18 protein-coding genes and 1 other RNA gene are annotated in these 17,197 nt (G+C 58.4%); 13 read left to right on the top strand and 6 right to left on the bottom strand.

Going from position 1 to position 17,197, the window contains the following annotated elements:
• The first annotated feature begins 22 nt into the window (after positions 1–22).
• The 3 genes from ppiD to ACQUTI_RS12510 all read left to right on the top strand — a co-directional run bounded on the left by ppiD (position 23) and on the right by ACQUTI_RS12510 (position 2,927).
• The gene (gene ppiD / locus ACQUTI_RS12520) at positions 23–1,897 is read left to right on the top strand and encodes a peptidylprolyl isomerase (protein WP_017898913.1); all 1,875 of its coding nucleotides are present in this window, start codon (positions 23–25) and stop codon (positions 1,895–1,897) included.
• A gap of 148 nt (positions 1,898–2,045) precedes the next feature.
• On the top strand, positions 2,046–2,414 hold the full coding sequence (locus ACQUTI_RS12515; RefSeq protein WP_048294255.1) for a helix-hairpin-helix domain-containing protein: 369 nt from the start codon (positions 2,046–2,048) through the stop codon (positions 2,412–2,414).
• A 111-nt stretch (positions 2,415–2,525) separates the two neighbouring features.
• A complete protein-coding gene (locus tag ACQUTI_RS12510) occupies positions 2,526–2,927 on the top strand; it encodes a YbgC/FadM family acyl-CoA thioesterase (RefSeq protein ID WP_048323174.1) in 402 nt (133 codons plus the stop codon).
• Between the two features lie 128 nt (positions 2,928–3,055).
• Here the strand turns inward: ACQUTI_RS12510 and queC are convergent, their stop codons facing one another.
• Positions 3,056–3,757: a 7-cyano-7-deazaguanine synthase QueC gene (gene queC / locus ACQUTI_RS12505; protein WP_032421067.1), complete on the bottom strand. Its 702-nt coding sequence runs from the start codon at positions 3,755–3,757 to the stop codon at positions 3,056–3,058.
• Between the two features lie 66 nt (positions 3,758–3,823).
• Positions 3,824–5,521, bottom strand: a complete 1,698-nt coding sequence (locus tag ACQUTI_RS12500; protein ID WP_032455635.1) for an SgrR family transcriptional regulator — start codon at positions 5,519–5,521, stop codon at positions 3,824–3,826.
• A gap of 127 nt (positions 5,522–5,648) precedes the next feature.
• On the opposite strand from ACQUTI_RS12500, the gene cof reads away from it, so the two are divergent.
• Positions 5,649–6,467: an HMP-PP phosphatase gene (cof, locus tag ACQUTI_RS12495; protein WP_032455636.1), complete on the top strand. Its 819-nt coding sequence runs from the start codon at positions 5,649–5,651 to the stop codon at positions 6,465–6,467.
• A gap of 44 nt (positions 6,468–6,511) precedes the next feature.
• On the opposite strand, the gene ACQUTI_RS12490 is transcribed toward cof, so the two are convergent.
• Positions 6,512–7,564, bottom strand: a complete 1,053-nt coding sequence (locus tag ACQUTI_RS12490) for a PLP-dependent cysteine synthase family protein (protein WP_080841330.1) — start codon at positions 7,562–7,564, stop codon at positions 6,512–6,514.
• A 115-nt stretch (positions 7,565–7,679) separates the two neighbouring features.
• Between ACQUTI_RS12490 and ACQUTI_RS12485 the strand changes: the two genes are divergently transcribed.
• From ACQUTI_RS12485 to amtB, 5 genes are all read left to right on the top strand, one after another.
• On the top strand, positions 7,680–8,138 hold the full coding sequence (locus ACQUTI_RS12485) for an Lrp/AsnC family transcriptional regulator (RefSeq protein WP_004204786.1): 459 nt from the start codon (positions 7,680–7,682) through the stop codon (positions 8,136–8,138).
• Positions 8,139–8,180: 42 nt separating this feature from the next.
• A complete protein-coding gene (locus ACQUTI_RS12480; protein ID WP_080841331.1) occupies positions 8,181–9,953 on the top strand; it encodes a SmdA family multidrug ABC transporter permease/ATP-binding protein in 1,773 nt (590 codons plus the stop codon).
• Positions 9,946–11,724 carry a SmdB family multidrug efflux ABC transporter permease/ATP-binding protein gene (locus ACQUTI_RS12475; RefSeq protein ID WP_004204783.1) on the top strand — a complete coding sequence of 593 codons (1,779 nt, stop codon included), beginning with the start codon at positions 9,946–9,948 and terminating at the stop codon, positions 11,722–11,724. The genes ACQUTI_RS12480 and ACQUTI_RS12475 overlap by 8 nt, the downstream gene beginning before the upstream one ends.
• Before the next feature lie 243 nt (positions 11,725–11,967).
• Positions 11,968–12,306, top strand: a complete 339-nt coding sequence (gene glnK / locus ACQUTI_RS12470) for a P-II family nitrogen regulator (protein WP_002891893.1) — start codon at positions 11,968–11,970, stop codon at positions 12,304–12,306.
• A 33-nt stretch (positions 12,307–12,339) separates the two neighbouring features.
• Positions 12,340–13,626: an ammonium transporter AmtB gene (gene amtB / locus ACQUTI_RS12465; protein WP_004204781.1), complete on the top strand. Its 1,287-nt coding sequence runs from the start codon at positions 12,340–12,342 to the stop codon at positions 13,624–13,626.
• A gap of 51 nt (positions 13,627–13,677) precedes the next feature.
• Here amtB and tesB read toward each other — a convergent pair whose 3' ends face one another.
• The gene (tesB, locus tag ACQUTI_RS12460) at positions 13,678–14,541 is read right to left on the bottom strand and encodes an acyl-CoA thioesterase II (RefSeq protein ID WP_004204779.1); all 864 of its coding nucleotides are present in this window, start codon (positions 14,539–14,541) and stop codon (positions 13,678–13,680) included.
• Positions 14,542–14,757: 216 nt separating this feature from the next.
• Between tesB and ACQUTI_RS12455 the strand changes: the two genes are divergently transcribed.
• Positions 14,758–15,249 (top strand): YbaY family lipoprotein, encoded by a 492-nt coding sequence (locus ACQUTI_RS12455; protein ID WP_002891903.1) that lies wholly within the window; start codon positions 14,758–14,760, stop codon positions 15,247–15,249.
• A 38-nt stretch (positions 15,250–15,287) separates the two neighbouring features.
• On the opposite strand, the gene ACQUTI_RS12450 is transcribed toward ACQUTI_RS12455, so the two are convergent.
• On the bottom strand, positions 15,288–15,599 hold the full coding sequence (locus ACQUTI_RS12450) for an MGMT family protein (protein WP_004204778.1): 312 nt from the start codon (positions 15,597–15,599) through the stop codon (positions 15,288–15,290).
• 66 nt (positions 15,600–15,665) lie between these two features.
• Positions 15,666–16,073, bottom strand: coding sequence for a hypothetical protein (locus ACQUTI_RS12445; RefSeq protein WP_017898905.1), 408 nt, complete (start codon positions 16,071–16,073; stop codon positions 15,666–15,668).
• 241 nt (positions 16,074–16,314) lie between these two features.
• Between ACQUTI_RS12445 and ffs the strand changes: the two genes are divergently transcribed.
• From ffs to ACQUTI_RS12430, 3 genes are all read left to right on the top strand, one after another.
• Positions 16,315–16,411, top strand: an RNA gene (ffs, locus tag ACQUTI_RS12440) — signal recognition particle sRNA small type.
• A gap of 311 nt (positions 16,412–16,722) precedes the next feature.
• Entirely contained in the window at positions 16,723–16,980 is a 258-nt protein-coding gene (locus ACQUTI_RS12435; protein WP_004204776.1) for a hypothetical protein, read from the top strand.
• Positions 16,977–17,192 carry a hypothetical protein gene (locus tag ACQUTI_RS12430; protein WP_004142688.1) on the top strand — a complete coding sequence of 72 codons (216 nt, stop codon included), beginning with the start codon at positions 16,977–16,979 and terminating at the stop codon, positions 17,190–17,192. Before ACQUTI_RS12435 ends, ACQUTI_RS12430 begins: the two co-directional genes overlap by 4 nt.
• Positions 17,193–17,197: the final 5 nt, after the last annotated feature.

Here is a 17,197-nt window from a genome sequence, read left to right as displayed (position 1 = left end):
TACAGCGGAGCGTTGTTACACCATGATGGACAACCTACGCACGGCCGCCAACAGCGTCGTGCTCAAGATTATTTTCGGTATCATTATCGTCTCGTTCATTTTGACCGGGGTGAGTGGTTACCTGATTGGCGGTGGCAAAAACTATGCCGCAAAAGTGAATGGCCAGGAGATTGGCCGTGGGCAGTTTGAAAACGCCGTCGCCAGCGAACGTAACCGTATGCAGCAGCAGCTTGGCGACCAGTTCTCCGAGCTGGCGGCGAACGAAAACTACATGAAAACCATGCGCCAGCAGGTGCTGAACCGCCTGATTGACGAGTCGCTTCTGGATCAGTATGCCCGCGAGCTGGGCCTCAGCATCAGCGATGAGCAGGTGAAGCAGGCGATCTTCCAGACCCAGGCGTTCCAGACGAACGGTAAGTTCGACAACCAGCGTTTCAGCGGTATTGTCGCCCAGATGGGGATGACCACCGATCAGTACGCCCAGGCGCTGCGTAACCAGCTGACCACGCAGCAGCTGATTAACGCCATTGCGGGTACCGACTTCATGCTGCCCGGCGAGTCCGATCAGCTGGCGGCGCTGGTGTCTCAGCAGCGTGTCGTTCGCGAAGCGACCATCAACGTCAACGCCCTGGCGGCAAAACAGACCGCCAGCGATGAGGAAATCAACGCTTTCTGGCAGCAGAATCAGGCCCGTTTTATGGCGCCGGAGCAGTTCCGCGTGAGCTACATCAAGATGGATGCCGCCAGCATGCAGGAAAACGCCTCTGACGAAGAAATTCAGTCATGGTATGACCAGCACAAAGATCAGTTCACTCAGCCGCAGCGTAATCGCTACAGCGTGATTCAGACTAAAACTGAAGCTGATGCGAAAGCGGTACTGGCCGAGCTGCAAAAAGGCGCCGATTTCGCCACGCTGGCAAAAGAAAAATCGACCGATATTATCTCTGCCCGCAACGGCGGCGATATGGGGTGGATGGAAGATGCTTCTACCGTGCCTGAGCTGAAAGACGCCGGCCTGAAAGAGAAAGGCCAGCTCTCCGGGGTGATCAAATCCTCGGTTGGCTTCCTGGTGGCCCGTCTGGACGACGTCCAGCCGGCGCAGGTCAAGCCGCTGGCTGACGTGCGCAATGACATTGCGGCGAAAGTGAAGCAGGAGAAAGCGCTGGATGCTTACTATGCGCTGCAGCAGAAGGTGAGCGATGCGGCCAGCAACGATAATGAATCGCTGGCGGGCGCGGCGCAGGTCGCCGGACTGCAGGTGGTGGAAACCGGCTGGTTTGGCCGCGATAACCTGCCGGAAGAGCTGAACTTTAAACCGGTCGCTGACGCTATCTTCAACGGCGGTCTGGTCGGCGTGAACGGCGCGCCGGGCAGCAACTCCGACATCATTACCGTTGACGGCGATCGCGCCTTTGTTCTGCGTATCAGCGAGCACAAAGCCGAGGCGGTGAAACCGCTGGCCGAAGTGAAGGCGCAGGTTAGCGATATCGTTAAGCACAATAAAGCGGAACAGCAGGCGAAGCGGGATGCCGATAAGCTGCTGGCGGCGCTGAAAGACGGCAAAGGCGATGAGGCGATGAAGGCGGCTGGCCTGAGCTTTGGCGCACCGCAGACGCTTTCCCGTACCGGCCAGGATCCGCTGAGCCAGCTGGCATTTACTCTGCCGCTGCCGCAGCAGGGCAAACCGGTCTATGGCGTTGGCAGCAACATGCAAGGCGATGTGGTGCTGGTGGCGCTCGATGAAGTGAAAGCAGGCAGCATGCCGGAAGAGCAGAAGAAGGCTATGGTTCAGGGGATTACCCAGAACAATGCCCAAATCGCTTTCGAAGCGCTGATGAGCAACCTGCGCAAGGCGGCGAAAATTAAGCTGGGCGACAGCATCGACCAGCAGCAGTAATTTCGCGTCGTTTCGCAAAAATACGCAACACCATGTAATCCTCAAGGGCCGCTTTCGCGGCCCTTTCCATTTCTGTGATTTGCCTTTTGTCGGCCATCCGTACTGACGCTATCGTAACCTTGCTGTCTATACACAAGGAGATATCAGCATGAAATATGGAATAAAAGCACTGATGGCCGCGGGCGTTCTGGTTTTCGCGGTAGGCGCACAGGGCGCGCTGGCTGCCCCCGCCAGCGGCAAAGCGGCGGTAACCAAAGAGCATGTCCAGGCGTCCTCTTCGGCGAAGGCGAAAGCGGAGCCCGGCGAGGCCGACAACGGGGCGACCAAAGTCAGCATTAACCACGCCAGCGCCGAACAGCTGGCGCAGGCTCTGAATGGCGTGGGGTTGAAAAAAGCCCAGGCGATTGTCAGCTACCGTGAGGAGTACGGACCGTTCAAAACCCTTGATGATCTGAAGCAGGTCCCAGGGATGGGCAGCGCGCTGGTGGAGCGGAATTTATCCCATCTGACGCTGTAAATTTTTTGCCAGCGCTTGCACAGCGGTGATTTTTTGCCAGGATAAAGAGGTTGCATCAAGTGGTGTGACCTCTTACCTCATAAACAACAATAACAGAAAGGCATTGATGCTATGCAGACACAAATTAAAGTTCGCGGCTATCATCTGGACGTCTACCAGCATGTGAATAACGCACGCTACCTGGAGTTCCTTGAGGAGGCCCGCTGGGATGGTCTGGAAAAGAGTCCGGCATTTCAGTGGATGACCGAGAAAAACATCGCCTTCGTGGTGGTGAATATTAATATTAACTACCGCCGTCCGGCGGTCCTGGGCGATGTGCTGACGGTGAGCAGCAAACTGGAGCAACTCAACGGCAAAAGCGGCACGCTCAGCCAGGTGGTCACTCTCAACCCCAACGGCGAGGTGGTGGCCGATGCGCTGATTACCTTCGTCTGTATCGATTTGAAAACCCAGAAGGCGCTGCCGCTGCAAGGGGAACTGCGTGAGAAACTCGACCAGATGAACTTGCGCTGACAACCGTCGCGTGCCTGCCGGGCGGTGGCGCGCCTCGACCCACGGAAGGTGATGAACCCCTTGCCCCGGTAAGCGTAGCGCTACCGGGGAAGTTGAACTGAAGCTTTTGGAAGATACCTCTGCGGAGGCTATGCCTGTGTCAGCCCGGTTTTTTGCTTCATCACCGCCATTACCCCGACTTTATCGGCCAGATACTGGTTAAGCCCGTTAGCGCGCAGGTTGCAGGCGGCGCACTGGCCGCAGCCATCGCCCTTAATGCCGTTGTAGCAGGTAAGGGTTTCCCGGCGCACCAGATCTAACTGACCCCAGTAGTCGGCCAGCGCCCAGGTCTCGGCTTTGTTCAGCCACATCAGCGGTGTTTCAAAGCGAATGTCTTTCGCCATTCCAAGGCTGACGGCGTGGTGCAGCGCTTTGACAAACTCATCGCGGCAGTCCGGGTAGCCGGAGAAGTCGGTCTCGCACACGCCGGTGATGATAGCTTCGGCTTTTACCTGATAGGCGTAGATGGCCGTCAGGGTTAAAAACAGAATATTGCGCCCCGGGACAAAAGTGTTGGGAATGCCCTCGGCATCAGGCTGATAGTCCGGTACCGGAATGTTATCGCGGGTCAGGCTGCTGACCGCCAGTTCATTGAGCAGGGTAACGTCCAGCACTTTATGCGCGACGGCGCCAAGTTTCAGGGCGAGTTCGCGCGCAACGTCGATTTCCGCGCGGTGGCGTTGGCCATAATCAAAAGTGACGCAATGCACTTCATCATACTGTTGCAGAGCCTGCACCAGACAGGTGGTTGAATCTTGTCCTCCGCTGAAGACAACTACGGCGCGTTTCATGGCAATTCCTGACTAAATGAGTAAAGGCGATATGGTAGCGCCAGACGCCCGCCACCACCAGCTCTGTCACGTCGACGCCGGCAGCCAGGCGCTGGCGAAGTCGAACCATCCGCGGGCGTTGAGGCGCAAGCCATTGACTCCCGGTGGGGCGCTGATCCGATAGTTGTATTTAAACAGCGGCGTCATGATGGCGTCTTCCATCAGGCTGTTAAATACGTTGCGCAGCGCATCGTTGCGGCTGCGGGCTTCCGGTTGCGCCTGTACCGCGTCTAATGTCGCCTGCAGATGGGCATATTGCGCCCCGGTCAGCAAATTGGGCCACAGCATATCGCAGCGCAGCCACTGCTCCAGGGCATACTCCGGCGCTTCGCCGATCAGGCGGTCGCCCATCATCAGGTCGGCCTGCCCCAGATGCTGGCAGCCTTCCCAGTTTTTGGCGTCATGGAACAGCAGCGTCAGCTCGCAGCCCAGCACAGCCAGCCGCTGTCTCAGCTGTTCGGCCATGGCGTGGAGTTCGACCGGCAGATGGTAGAGCAGCGTGAGCCTCGCCGGCAGCGGCACCGCGCTGTTTTCCGGCCCCTGCGGGATGGACCATCCCGGCAACACCTCATGGCTTGGCGTAATCAGATCCTCGTCGAGCGGCAGCGTATCCAGCAACGACGAGCGGTGAATTATCGATACCAGCCGCTGGGCCTGCGCTTTGCTAAGCCGAGGGCTGTGACGCAGGGTCAGATAGCAGAAGCCAAGACTGATGCTGTTGCTGACCTGGCGCAGGTTATGCAGCTCTTCGCGATCGCCAATAGTGATCTGCACCGGGTGGCGGCAGCTGGTCCCGAGATCGCGATCGAAGAGCTGGGGGGTGATCCAGTACTCCACCGCCTGGATCAGCGGATGCCGCAGGTGGTAGCGAGGATGGTTCTCCAGGCGGACGAGTTCTGGACTAAACCGCTTCAGGCGGAACGGTCCGCAGCCGATGGCCGGATCGTCAGGATGGGCCAGCACGCTGCAATAGCTGGCGAGGCGGAACGGCAGCCAGTAGTCAGGACGATGCAGCGTGATAGTCAGACACTGGGCGTGAGTGACATCGATGCGGCTGATGCTGGCGAAGAGGGTCCGCAGGGCGGGCAGTTCCAGCAGCAGCAGTAAGCGCTGCCGCAGCTGTGCGGTTTCCACCGCATCGCCGTTGTGCCAGCACAGTGTGGAGCGGATATAAAACTGCCAGCGCAGGCCGTCAGGGGAGACCTGCCAGTGGTGCGCCAGATCGCCGATCGGCATATTGTCACCTTCGTCGAAGCGCGTCAGCCCGGCATAGATCTGCCCGGCCAGATGCTGCTCGGCGCGTCCGGGCAGAAAGCCGGGACGCAGCGGCTCCAGCGGGCGATAGTAGGGAATACGCAGCGTCGGGGTATTGTTTTGCCATTGACCGCCCAGAAAGGGGTGGAGCAGGGCTTTCAGCTCCACCGGGGCCAGCTGCGCCAGCTCCAGCGCGTTTTGCTGCTGACCTTTATGCAGCGCCTGCTCCATCATCTCATTGCGCAGACGTTCCGGCGTTTTGTAAAAAGAGAGCAAGCCGCGCTTGCCGCGCCCGGAGCTGGCCTGCCAGCTTAACCATCCAGCTTCCTGCGCCTGACGCAGTAGGGTACGGACGTGGCGTTCGCTGCAAAAACAGCGTTCCGCCAGCTCGCCGACGGTGACCTGCTGCGGCGCCCCGGCAGAGGGCTGCCACAGCCGCTGGTACTGGTTTAAACGGTGTAAGAGTCGCATAAGCGCTGTCGCCCACCGGGCCGCAATAAACCCGGAACAATTTATATTATCTATTCACTATTACTTCCGTATATCCCAGGTGATACTGCAACACAAGCGAAGCCCATCACACATCGGGGAAAACACCATGGCAAAACTGGCAGCATTTGATATGGACGGCACCTTACTGATGCCGGACCATCGTCTCGGAGAAAAGACGCTCACCGCGCTGAAACGGCTGCGGGAACGCGATATCACTCTGACGTTCGCCACCGGCCGCCATGCGCTGGAGATGCACCATGTGATGGGTGAATTTTCCCTGGACGCATTTCTGATCACGGGCAACGGGACGCGCATCCACTCGCTGGAAGGGGAGGAGCTGTACCGTCAGGATCTCAATCCCGAGGTAGCGGAAGACGTGCTGCATAGTCGATGGGATACCCGGGCCAGCATGCACGTGTTTAATGACGGCGGTTGGTTCACCGGCCAGGCAAGACCTGAGCTGCTGAAGGCGCATGTCTTCAGCGGGTTTCGCTATCAACTGTGCGATCCGAAACGTATGTCGGCGCATCATGTCACCAAGATCTGCTTCTGCGGCGATCATGACGATCTGCGCCGCCTGCGGATCCAACTGAATGAGGCGCTGGGCCAGCGCGCGTTTCTCTGCTTCTCGGCGATGGACTGTCTGGAAGTGCTGCCGGTTGGCTGCAATAAAGGCGCGGCGCTGGCGAGGCTGAGCCAGCACCTGGGACTCACCCTACAGGAGTGCATGGCCTTCGGCGATGCGATGAACGATCGCGAGATGCTTCGCAGCGTTGGGCGGGGGTTCATCATGGGCAACGCGATGCCGCAGCTGAAAGCCGAGCTGCCGCATCTCCCGGTTATTGGCGACTGCCGGCATCAGGCGGTCTCCCATTTTTTAACGCATTGGCTGGATAATCCTGATCTTCCTTATTCCCCCGAATAGAGAGACCCTTCCAGCAAGCCAGATAGCATTCTATCTGGCTTTTTTTATGTTCTGCCGACCAGCCGGGCGATCTCCGCCTGCCAGGGGGCGATATCGCCGATGTTGGCCGCCACCCACTGCGGGTTGTAATAGCTTTCCAGATAACGCTCGCCGCTGTCGCACAGCAGGGTGACGAGGGAACCCGTGCGTCCTTCCTCGCGCATCCGCGCGGCCAGCTGCAGCACGCCCCACATGTTGGTCCCGGTCGAGGCGCCGACTTTTCGGCCAAGCTGCGTTTTCAGCCACAGAGCAGTGGCCACGCTCGCCGCATCCGGCACGCGCAGCATCTCATCGACAACATCGGGAATAAACGATGGCTCGACGCGCGGGCGGCCGATGCCTTCAATTTTGCTGCCGATCGGGCTGCGCAGGCTGGCGTCGCGGGTCTGCCAGTAATCGAGGAACACCGAATTTTGCGGGTCGACAACCATCAGCTGCGTCTCGTAACCCTGGCTGCGAATATAGCGGCCAATGGTCGCCGAGGTCCCCCCGGTGCCGGCGCTCATCACGATCCACGACGGCTGCGGGTGCGGCTCATGGCTCATCTGGCGGAAAATACTGTCGGCGATATTGTTATTGCCGCGCCAGTCGGTGGCCCGCTCGGCGAAGGTAAACTGATCCATATAGTGGCCGTTCAGTTCACGCGCCAGCGTTTCGGAAGCCGCGTAGATTTCGCAGGCGCTCTGCACAAAATGGCAGCGTCCGCCGTAGAACTCGATCTGTTCGATTTTTCGTCTGGCGGTGCAGGAGGGCATCACGGCGATAAACGGCAGCCCCAGCAGGCGGGCGAAATAGGCCTCAGAAACTGCAGTCGAACCCGAAGACGATTCGATAATCGTGGTACCTTCTTTGATCCAGCCGTTGCACAGGCCATAGAGAAACAGCGACCGCGCCAGACGATGTTTGAGGCTACCGGTCGGATGCGTACTTTCATCCTTCAGATAAATCGGGATCCCCGGAAAACCAGGCAACGCCAGGCGAATCAGGTGTGTATCGGCGGAACGCTGATAGTCGGCGTTAATTTCACTAATGGCGTGTTTTACCCAGGCGCTATTCATCTCGGATTCCTGTTTGTCATTTTGTGCCCAGCTTAGCGGATTGTGCGGGAAAAATTGTTGCTATTTGGCCTTTCAATTACAATTGCGGGAGTAAATTATTCTCTCTGGTGGCCTTATGTTAGATAAAATTGACCGTAAGCTGCTGGCGCTGCTGCAGGAAGATTGCACCCTCTCTTTGCAGGCGCTGGCCGATGCCGTTAATCTGACCACGACCCCTTGCTGGAAACGCCTGAAACGACTCGAGGATGAGGGTATTCTCCGCGGGCGCGTCGCCTTACTGGATGCGGAAAAGGTGGGGCTGGGGCTGACGGCGTTTGTCCTGATCAAGACCCAGCATCACAGCAGCGACTGGTATTGCCATTTTGTGAGCGAAGTGACGCAGATGGCTGAAGTGCTCGGCTTCTGGCGGATGGCGGGGGAGTATGACTATCTGCTGCGGGTGCAGGTGGCCGATATGAAGCGCTATGACGACTTTTATAAACGGTTGGTGAACAGCGTGCCGGGGCTGTCGGATGTCACTTCGAGTTTTGCCATGGAACAGATAAAATACACCACCGCCTTGCCTGTCGAATAACGGTATTGCGCCGTAACCCATAACAAATCAGGATTTTACTGCTTGCGATTATTTGCACAACTCAGCTGGTATTTCCGCCGGGAGTGGCGCCGCTATCTTGGCGCAATTGCCCTGCTGGCCATTATTGCCGTCCTGCAGCTTGTTCCGCCGAAGGTGGTGGGCATTGTGGTCGACGGCGTGACGCAACAACATTACACCGCGGAGAAGGTGTGGATGTGGATCGGCGCGCTGGTGCTGATCGCGGTGATGGTCTACCTGCTGCGCTATGTCTGGCGCGTGCTGCTGTTCGGCGCTTCTTACCAGCTGGCGGTCGAACTGCGGGAAGACTTTTACCGGCAGCTGAGCCGCCAGCATCCGGCGTTCTATTTGCGCCATCGCACCGGGGATCTTATCGCCCGCGCCACCAATGACGTGGACCGGGTGGTGTTTGCCGCTGGTGAAGGGGTGTTAACCCTGGTGGATTCCCTGGTGATGGGCTGTGCGGTGTTGATTGTGATGTCGACGCAGATTAGCTGGCAGCTCACCCTGCTGGCGCTGCTGCCGATGCCGCTGATGGCCCTGGCGATCAAACGCAACGGCGATGCCCTTCACGAACGTTTTCGCGTCGCCCAGGCGGCCTTTTCCAGCCTCAACGATCGCACGCAGGAGAGCCTGACCAGCATCCGCATGATTAAGGCGTTCGGGCTGGAGGATCGCCAGTCGGCGCAGTTTGCCGCCGATGCGGCCGATACCGGAGCGAAAAATATGCGCGTGGCGCGAATTGACGCGCGCTTCGACCCCACCATCTATATCGCCATCGGGGCGGCGAACCTGCTGGCCATCGGCGGCGGCAGCTGGATGGTTATCCACGGCAGCCTGACGCTGGGGCAGCTGACCAGCTTCGTGATGTACCTTGGCCTGATGATCTGGCCGATGCTGGCGCTGGCGTGGATGTTTAACATCGTGGAGCGCGGTAGCGCGGCCTATGGTCGTATCCGCACCCTGCTCGAAGAGGCGCCGGCGGTGGACGACGGGACCGAAACGGTGCCGGCAGGCCGCGGCGTCCTGCAGGTCGCTATCCGCGATTTCATCTATCCGCAGGCGAGCAAACCTTCACTGGAACAGGTTAATTTTACCCTTCAGCCGGGGCAAATGGTGGGCATCTGCGGGCCGACGGGCGCCGGCAAAAGCACCATTCTGGCCCTGCTGCAGCGCCATTTTGACGTCACCAGCGGCGAGATCCGCTTTCACGATCTGCCGCTACCGCGTCTGCAGCTCGACAGCTGGCGCGAACGGCTGGCGGTGGTCAATCAGACGCCGTTTTTATTCTCCGATACCGTCGCCAATAATATCGCGCTGGGAAAACCGGACGCGACGCCGGAACAGATTGAGCGGGTGGCGCGGCTGGCCAGCGTGCATGACGACATTCTGCGTCTGCCCCAGGGGTACGATACCGAAGTGGGCGAGCGCGGCGTGATGCTCTCCGGCGGCCAGAAACAGCGTATCTCTATTGCCCGCGCCCTGCTGCTGGAGGCCGAAATTCTGATCCTGGATGATGCCTTATCGGCGGTGGATGGTCGCACCGAACACCAGATCCTGCATAACCTGCGCCAGTGGGGAGAGGGCCGGACGGTGATCATCAGCGCCCACCGGCTGTCGGCGCTGACCGAGGCCAGTGAAATTCTGGTGCTGCAGCACGGACATATTGCCCAGCGCGGCCGCCATGAGGCGCTGGCCGTGCAGCCAGGCTGGTATCGCGACATGTATCGCTATCAGCAGCTGGAGGCCGCGCTCGACGAGGTTCCCCAGGAGCAAGAGGAGGTCCTGGATGCGTAGCTTTACCGAACTCTGGCCGACGCTTAAACGCCTGCTGGCCTATGGTTCACCGTGGCGTAAGCCGCTGGCCATCGCGGTGGCGATGATGTGGATCGCGGCGGCGGCAGAGGTGAGCGGTCCGCTGCTTATCAGTTATTTCATCGACAATATGGTGGCGAAACATACTCTGCCGCTGAAGCTGGTGGCAGGCCTGGCGGCAGCCTATATCGGTCTGCAGCTGCTGGCGGCGTTACTGCACTATAGCCAGTCGCTGCTGTTTAACCGCGCCGCGGTTGGCGTGGTCCAGCAGTTACGCAGCGATGTGATGGATGCCGCCCTGCATCAGCCGCTCAGCGAGTTTGATACTCAGCCGGTCGGGCAGCTTATCTCCCGGGTAACCAACGATACGGAAGTCATTCGCGACCTGTACGTGACGGTAGTGGCGACGGTGCTGCGTAGCGCGGCGCTGATCGGCGCGATGCTGGTGGCGATGTTTAGCCTCGACTGGCGGATGGCGCTGGTGGCGATCGCGATTTTCCCGGCGGTGCTGATCGTGATGATCATTTATCAGCGCTATAGCACGCCGATCGTGCGCCGGGTGCGCGCCTGGCTTGCCGACATCAACGATGGCTTTAACGAAGTGATCAACGGCATGGGGGTCATTCAGCAGTTCCGCCAGCAGGCGCGTTTTGGCGAACGGATGCGTGAGGCCAGCTACGCCCACTACCTGGCGCGGATGCAGACGCTACGCCTCGACGGTTTTCTGCTGCGTCCGCTGCTGAGTCTTTTTTCCTCGCTGGTGCTGTGCGGGCTGCTGATGCTGTTCGGCTTTAGCGCGGCGGGCACGATTGAGGTCGGGGTCCTGTATGCGTTTATCAGCTATCTCGGGCGCCTTAACGAGCCGCTCATTGAGCTGACCACCCAGCAGTCGATGCTGCAGCAGGCGGTGGTCGCCGGCGAACGCGTTTTCGAACTGATGGACCGTCCGCGCCAGGCGTGGGGCGCCGATGACGCGCCGCTGAGCAGCGGTCGGGTGGAAATCGACCATCTCTCCTTCGCCTACCGCGGGGATCGTCTGGTCCTCCAGGATATCACGCTGGATATCCCTTCCCGCAGCTTTGTGGCGCTGGTCGGGCATACCGGCAGCGGGAAGAGTACCCTCGCCAGTCTGATGATGGGCTATTATCCGTTAACCCACGGGGAGATCCGCATCGATGGCCGGCCGCTCGCTTCTCTTAGCCACAGCGCGTTGCGTCGGGGCATCGCGATGGTGCAACAGGATCCGGTGGTGCTGGCGGATACCTTCTATGCCAACGTCGCACTGGGCCGGGACATCAGCGAAACCCAGGTCTGGGAAGCGCTGGAGGCGGTGCAGCTGGCGGCGGTGGCGCGCAGCATGAGCGACGGCCTGTACACCCAACTGGGCGAGCAGGGCAATAATCTCTCCGTCGGACAGAAGCAACTGCTGGCGCTGGCGCGCGTGCTGGTGGACACCCCGCAGGTACTGATTCTGGATGAGGCGACGGCAAACATCGACTCCGGTACCGAGCAGGCGATCCAGCAGGCGCTGGCGAAGGTTCGCCAGCATACCACCCTGGTGGTTATCGCCCATCGGCTGTCGACCATCGTCGAGGCGGATACCATTCTGGTTCTGCATCGTGGTCAGGCCGTCGAGCGGGGCAACCACCAGCAGCTGCTGGCGGCGAAAGGCCGCTACTGGCAGATGTATCAGCTACAGCTGGCTGGTGAAGAGCTGGCGGCCAGCGCCAGAGAAGAGTCGCTCAGCGCCTGATGCACCACCAGCAGGCAGCGAAGGCTGGGCGGCCTGTCGTGGTGCAAAAACGTTACATCAAATGCACCGCTGTGGTGCATTTTTGCCCGTTAAATTCCTTTACGCCGGCTAATGCCTGACCTCTCGCCTGTTTTTTGCCATCAAAGGGCCGCTCAGCGGCCTTTTTTCATTTCTGGCATAGCCCTTGCTTTATATCCATCGTGTTAGCTGCGGCCATTACCGAATACTGACTGGAGGGGACTTATGAAGCTGGTTACCGTGGTAATCAAACCATTCAAACTGGAAGACGTGCGTGAAGCCTTGTCTTCCATCGGCATTCAGGGCCTGACGGTCACTGAAGTCAAAGGATTTGGCCGTCAGAAAGGACATGCGGAGCTCTACCGCGGCGCCGAGTATAGCGTCAACTTTCTGCCAAAAGTGAAGATTGATGTGGCGATCGCCGACGATCAGCTGGATGAAGTTATCGATGTCATCAGCAAAGCGGCTTACACCGGAAAAATTGGCGACGGCAAAATTTTTGTCGCTGAATTGCAGCGCGTCATTCGCATCCGTACCGGCGAAGCTGACGAAGCGGCACTGTAATTTCCAGACCACACAGTGATGGGGAACGAAACAATGAAAATGGCAACAATGAAATCGGGTCTGGGGGCATTAGCCCTTCTTCCGGGGCTGGCGATGGCCGCGCCTGCGGTGGCGGACAAAGCCGATAACGCGTTTATGATGATTTGCACCGCGCTGGTTCTGTTTATGACTATCCCGGGGATTGCGCTGTTTTACGGCGGCCTGATCCGCGGTAAGAACGTTCTTTCCATGCTGACGCAGGTGATTGTCACCTTTGGCCTGGTCTGCGTACTGTGGGTCATTTATGGCTATACCCTGGCCTTCGGCACCGGCGGCAGCTTCTTCGGCAGCTTTGACTGGGTGATGCTGAAAAATATTGAACTGAAAGCGCTGATGGGCACCTTCTATCAGTATATCCACGTCGCCTTCCAGGGCTCGTTCGCCTGCATCACCGTCGGGCTGATCGTCGGGGCGCTGGCTGAACGTATCCGTTTCTCCGCCGTGCTGATTTTCGTGGTGGTGTGGATGACGCTCTCCTACGTGCCGATTGCGCATATGGTCTGGGGCGGCGGTCTGCTGGCGACGCATGGCGCGCTGGATTTCGCCGGCGGCACCGTTGTGCACATCAACGCCGCGGTCGCCGGGCTGGTGGGCGCGTATATGATGGGCAAACGCGTGGGCTTCGGCAAAGAAGCGTTCAAACCGCATAACCTGCCGATGGTGTTCACCGGCACCGCTATCCTCTACGTGGGTTGGTTCGGTTTCAACGCCGGGTCTGCCAGCGCAGCGAATGAAATCGCGGCCCTGGCGTTCGTTAACACCGTCGTGGCGACCGCCGCTGCTATCCTGGCGTGGACCTTTGGCGAATGGGCTCTGCGCGGCAAACCTTCACTGCTGGGCGCCTGCTCCGGGGCAATTGCCGGTCTGGTTGGCGTTACGCCGGCGTGTGGTTATATCGGTGTCGGCGGCGCGCTGATCGTCGGTATCGCCTCTGGCCTGGCGGGTATCTGGGGCGTGACTGCGCTGAAACGCTGGCTGCGTGTGGATGACCCTTGCGACGTCTTCGGCGTTCACGGCGTCTGCGGCATCGTCGGCTGTATTCTGACCGGTATCTTCGCGGCGACTTCTCTGGGCGGCGTCGGTTATGCGGAAGGCGTCACCATGGGCCATCAGCTGCTGGTGCAACTGGAAAGTATCGGCATTACCGTGGTCTGGTCCGGCGTCGTCGCTTTTATCGGCTACAAAGTAGCGGATATGACCGTAGGGCTGCGCGTGCCGGAAGAGCAGGAGCGCGAAGGGCTGGACGTCAACAGCCATGGCGAAAACGCTTACAACGCCTGACAGAAAACCCTTCTCCATGTAGCAAAAAGCCTCCCGTAGGGGAGGCTTTTTTTATGCGTTGCGGTTGCGCATCACCCCTTCCTGCACCGTTGAGGCAACCAGCGTGCCATCCTGGGTGTAGAACTCGCCGCGGACGAAGCCGCGGGCGCTGGAGGCCGAGGTGCTTTCGACGCTGTACAGCAGCCACTCATTGATATTAAACGGCCGATGGAACCACATCGAGTGATCGATAGTGGCGACCTGCATGCCGGGCTCAAGGAAACCAACGCCGTGCGGCTGCAGCGCCACCGGCAGGAAGTTAAAGTCCGAGGCATAGCCCAGCAGATACTGATGAATGCGCAGATCGTCGGGAACGGCGCCGTTGGCGCGCAGCCACACCTGACGCACCGGCTCGGCGATATGGCCTTTCATCGGGTTATGAAACTCCACCGGGCGGATCTCCAGCGGCTTATCGCAGAGGAATTTGTCTTTCACCTGCGGCGGCAGGAGATGCGCCAGCTTGCGGGCAATGTCGGTTTCCGAAGGCAGCCCATCAGGGGAGGGGGCGGCCGGCATCGCTTTCTGATGTTCATAGCCGTGCTCTGGCGCCTGGAAGGAGGCGGTCATATAGAAGATCGGCTTCCCGTTCTGGATGGCGGCGACCCGGCGGGCGCTAAAGCTGTTGCCGTCGCGCAGCACCTCCACATCGTAGACGATCGGTTTTTGACTGTCGCCGGGGCGCAGAAAGTAGCTGTGAAACGAATGCACCAGACGTTCAACGGGCACGGTCTCTTTTGCTGCATACAGCGCCTGGCCCACCACCTGGCCGCCAAAAACCTGGCGCAATCCCAGGTCTTCGCTCTGTCCACGGAACAACCCTTCCTCAATTTTTTCCAAATCTAATAATGCCAGCAGGTTAGAGAGTGCCTGACTCATACTTTTCCTCAGTTAACAATGGCGGCGCCGCGCGCGTAATGTGGCAAAGTATAACCTGGAATCGCAAGTGGTCCGATGGGTGTAATAATCTGAATAACAACCGATCAACAGGAAGAAATCTGCGATCTGTGCCACACTTATTGACGACACGAAAGTTCCTGCCGGCGAAGCGGCGGAACATCCTCCTGGGTATTAAGGGATGATAAGGAGAACATCATGAAATTTGCCTATATGTTTAGTGCCTTAGCCGTCGCCGCGACGCTGACCGCCTGTGCTAATCACCACTCGAACAATTCTTCGACGCAGGCGGCTGCACCCGACCCTTACGGTATTGCGACGCTGAGCGTGGCGCAGCAGCAGCCGAGCGTCACGGGGACGATTAATATCCGCCAGAGAATCGCTTTGCCGCCGGATGCGGTGCTGACGGTGACCCTGTCGGATGCTTCTCTGGCCGATGCGCCAGCCCGCGTATTGTCGCAAAAAGCGGTGCGTACCGAAGGCAAGCAGGCGCCATTCAACTTTGCACTGCCTTACAACCCGGCAGATATTCAACCGAACGCCCGCATTCTGTTGAGCGCAGCGATTACGGTTAACGGCCAGCTGATGTTCATTACCGATACCGTGCAGACGGTGATCAACCAGGGGGGCACCCATGCCGACCTGACGCTGGTTCCGGTTCAGCAGACCGCCGTGCCTGTCGCACAGTAAGCTCGCTAAGCCCCCGAATGGGGGCTTTTTTTTGGTCTTCAGTAAACCCAGCGATAGCGCTGGAGATCGATATGGCCGCCGCCGGAGACCTGCACCCCTTCGGCCAGCAGCGCCTGACGCTGCCGCTGCAGATCGGGGCCGGTGAGGGAGATATCGCCATGGCGATTGACTACCCGATGCCAGGGCAGAGTGGACCCTTCCGGCAGACGCTTCAGCACACCGCCCACCTGGCGCGCCGCGCGCGGCGAACCAGCCAGCCTGGCGACATCGCCATAGGTCGTGACATACCCTTCCGGTATCGACGCCACAATGTGCCAGACACGTTGGGGAAATGTATCGTGCGGATCCATATTCAGTCCTGTTACCCGAAAAACGCCAGCATAAGCGCTGATCTTCAGGCTGTACAGCCTGCCCGATCAGGCGGGCTGTTCGACGGTGAACGTCAGAGCGAGGCCGAGGATCTGCATGCCATGGACATTGTCGGAAGGTGAACTGGCGATGAGGCTCTCAAGGAATTTTAACCGCTGCGAGGTCGCGTTGATGATCAGCTTCGCGCGCAGGCCCGGCATGGTCAGCGACGATATGGGGTATACCACCCGACCGCTGATGTAGACCGGTAGCTTGCGCAGTTCCACCTGGCGCAGGACGCCGACGGTGGAATAGAGCAGCGCCAGCGGCGTGACCGCCCGCACCGGCGCCTGACTGATGGTCACGAAGTCGAGCATTTTTTCAGGGCGCAGATAATTCACCCCCTGAAAGGCGATGGTCATCCCTTCAATGGCGGGTAAAGGCAGAGTGATGGTCTGTGGTGATGAGTCAGTCATTCGATTACCGTCGAGACAAGGTGCTGATGATAAAAGGGGACGCAAGATGGCTAAGTATGGTGGATATCCCGACTGTGTGCTGAGTGCGCGCTCGCAATCTCACAGGTTGAGCGTGAGTGACTGGTTTTATTCGCATTATTGCGCAATAAACCAGCAGGCAGTCGGGGCGTGCTTGCAATTCACCAGGTCAGCAGGGATAATGCGCCAGCGCGTTGGGTAACAACGCTCTCAATGGGGGCTCTGTTGGTTCTCCCGCAACGCTACTCTGTTTACCAGGTCAGGTCCGGAAGGAAGCAGCCAGAGCAGACGACGTGTGTGCCGGGATGTAGCTGGCAGGGCCCCCACCCATTTCGGCCTTCGTAATTTTCCCCTTGTATTTGTGCGGTCTTCTCTGCTGGCCAGAATTTATTCCTAATACAGATCACATATTATTTTTAGTTGCTAAAACACCCTCTACTTATTCCATAATATTTACTTGTCATAAATCTGAAATGCTACTGAAATATTAATGTCATTTGCGTGTCATAAATAAAGCGCATCTTATTGGTGGGAATTTGTTGCCAGATCCATGCTATAAAATATATCTCTGGATCAGCATGTTAACTTCGTGTATTAATTATGATGATTTTATTGCACGGGAAGCGTAGCTATGACCACAGTGGTTTTGAATGTAAAAATTGACGCTGAGTTAAAAGAGAAGTTGCGTCATTATGCGGAAGTGAATAACGAGAACCTGGGTACGGCAACGGAAAAGCTGCTGCAGCTGGCTTTTCAGCTGGAGGCGTCAGCAGATGAGGCGGGGGTGACGGAAGAGGACATTGACAGCCAGCATACCGAAGAGGAAGCGACGCCATTAACCCCTAAAGAAATCAAAGCATTAAGAAAACTTCTGAAGAAGAAAAAATGAAACAACAATTCTCTACAGCCAGCAACTACAGCGAAGCCTGCGATATGTTGCGCTCAGGATACGTGAAACACGTTCGCCTGAACTGGAATATCGGTAGTGATGAGTTCTTTCGCATTGCCTCCGACTGGTGTGACACCGGCGCTAAAATTAAAAAAGATGAAGATGGCTTTATTATTTCCTTGAAAGGGTTTCCTATTCCGCGCCAGCATTAATGAAA

Source organism: Klebsiella sp. 7-CIP_Kleb., from assembly GCF_050378655.1.
Taxonomy (GTDB): Bacteria; Pseudomonadota; Gammaproteobacteria; order Enterobacterales; family Enterobacteriaceae; genus Klebsiella; species Klebsiella quasipneumoniae.
The sequence above is the reverse complement of the archived record's forward strand: the minus strand, read 5'-3'. Positions and strand labels throughout refer to the sequence as shown.

Bases quoted from the DNA above. Each gene is read 5' to 3' on its own strand.
- ACQUTI_RS12490 (WP_080841330.1), bottom strand. From the start codon at position 7,564: ATGAATAGCGCCTGGGTAAAACACGCCATTAGTGAAATTAACGCCGAC.
- tesB (WP_004204779.1), bottom strand. From the start codon at position 14,541: ATGAGTCAGGCACTCTCTAACCTGCTGGCATTATTAGATTTGGAAAAA.
- ACQUTI_RS12510 (WP_048323174.1), top strand. From the start codon at position 2,526: ATGCAGACACAAATTAAAGTTCGCGGCTATCATCTGGACGTCTACCAG.
- ppiD (WP_017898913.1), top strand. From the start codon at position 23: ATGATGGACAACCTACGCACGGCCGCCAACAGCGTCGTGCTCAAGATT.
- amtB (WP_004204781.1), top strand. From the start codon at position 12,340: ATGAAAATGGCAACAATGAAATCGGGTCTGGGGGCATTAGCCCTTCTT.
- ACQUTI_RS12430 (WP_004142688.1), top strand. From the start codon at position 16,977: ATGAAACAACAATTCTCTACAGCCAGCAACTACAGCGAAGCCTGCGAT.
- cof (WP_032455636.1), top strand. From the start codon at position 5,649: ATGGCAAAACTGGCAGCATTTGATATGGACGGCACCTTACTGATGCCG.
- ACQUTI_RS12435 (WP_004204776.1), top strand. From the start codon at position 16,723: ATGACCACAGTGGTTTTGAATGTAAAAATTGACGCTGAGTTAAAAGAG.
- ACQUTI_RS12515 (WP_048294255.1), top strand. From the start codon at position 2,046: ATGAAATATGGAATAAAAGCACTGATGGCCGCGGGCGTTCTGGTTTTC.
- queC (WP_032421067.1), bottom strand. From the start codon at position 3,757: ATGAAACGCGCCGTAGTTGTCTTCAGCGGAGGACAAGATTCAACCACC.
- ACQUTI_RS12485 (WP_004204786.1), top strand. From the start codon at position 7,680: ATGTTAGATAAAATTGACCGTAAGCTGCTGGCGCTGCTGCAGGAAGAT.
- ACQUTI_RS12475 (WP_004204783.1), top strand. From the start codon at position 9,946: ATGCGTAGCTTTACCGAACTCTGGCCGACGCTTAAACGCCTGCTGGCC.
- ACQUTI_RS12450 (WP_004204778.1), bottom strand. From the start codon at position 15,599: ATGGATCCGCACGATACATTTCCCCAACGTGTCTGGCACATTGTGGCG.
- glnK (WP_002891893.1), top strand. From the start codon at position 11,968: ATGAAGCTGGTTACCGTGGTAATCAAACCATTCAAACTGGAAGACGTG.
- ACQUTI_RS12455 (WP_002891903.1), top strand. From the start codon at position 14,758: ATGAAATTTGCCTATATGTTTAGTGCCTTAGCCGTCGCCGCGACGCTG.
- ACQUTI_RS12500 (WP_032455635.1), bottom strand. From the start codon at position 5,521: ATGCGACTCTTACACCGTTTAAACCAGTACCAGCGGCTGTGGCAGCCC.
- ACQUTI_RS12445 (WP_017898905.1), bottom strand. From the start codon at position 16,073: ATGACTGACTCATCACCACAGACCATCACTCTGCCTTTACCCGCCATT.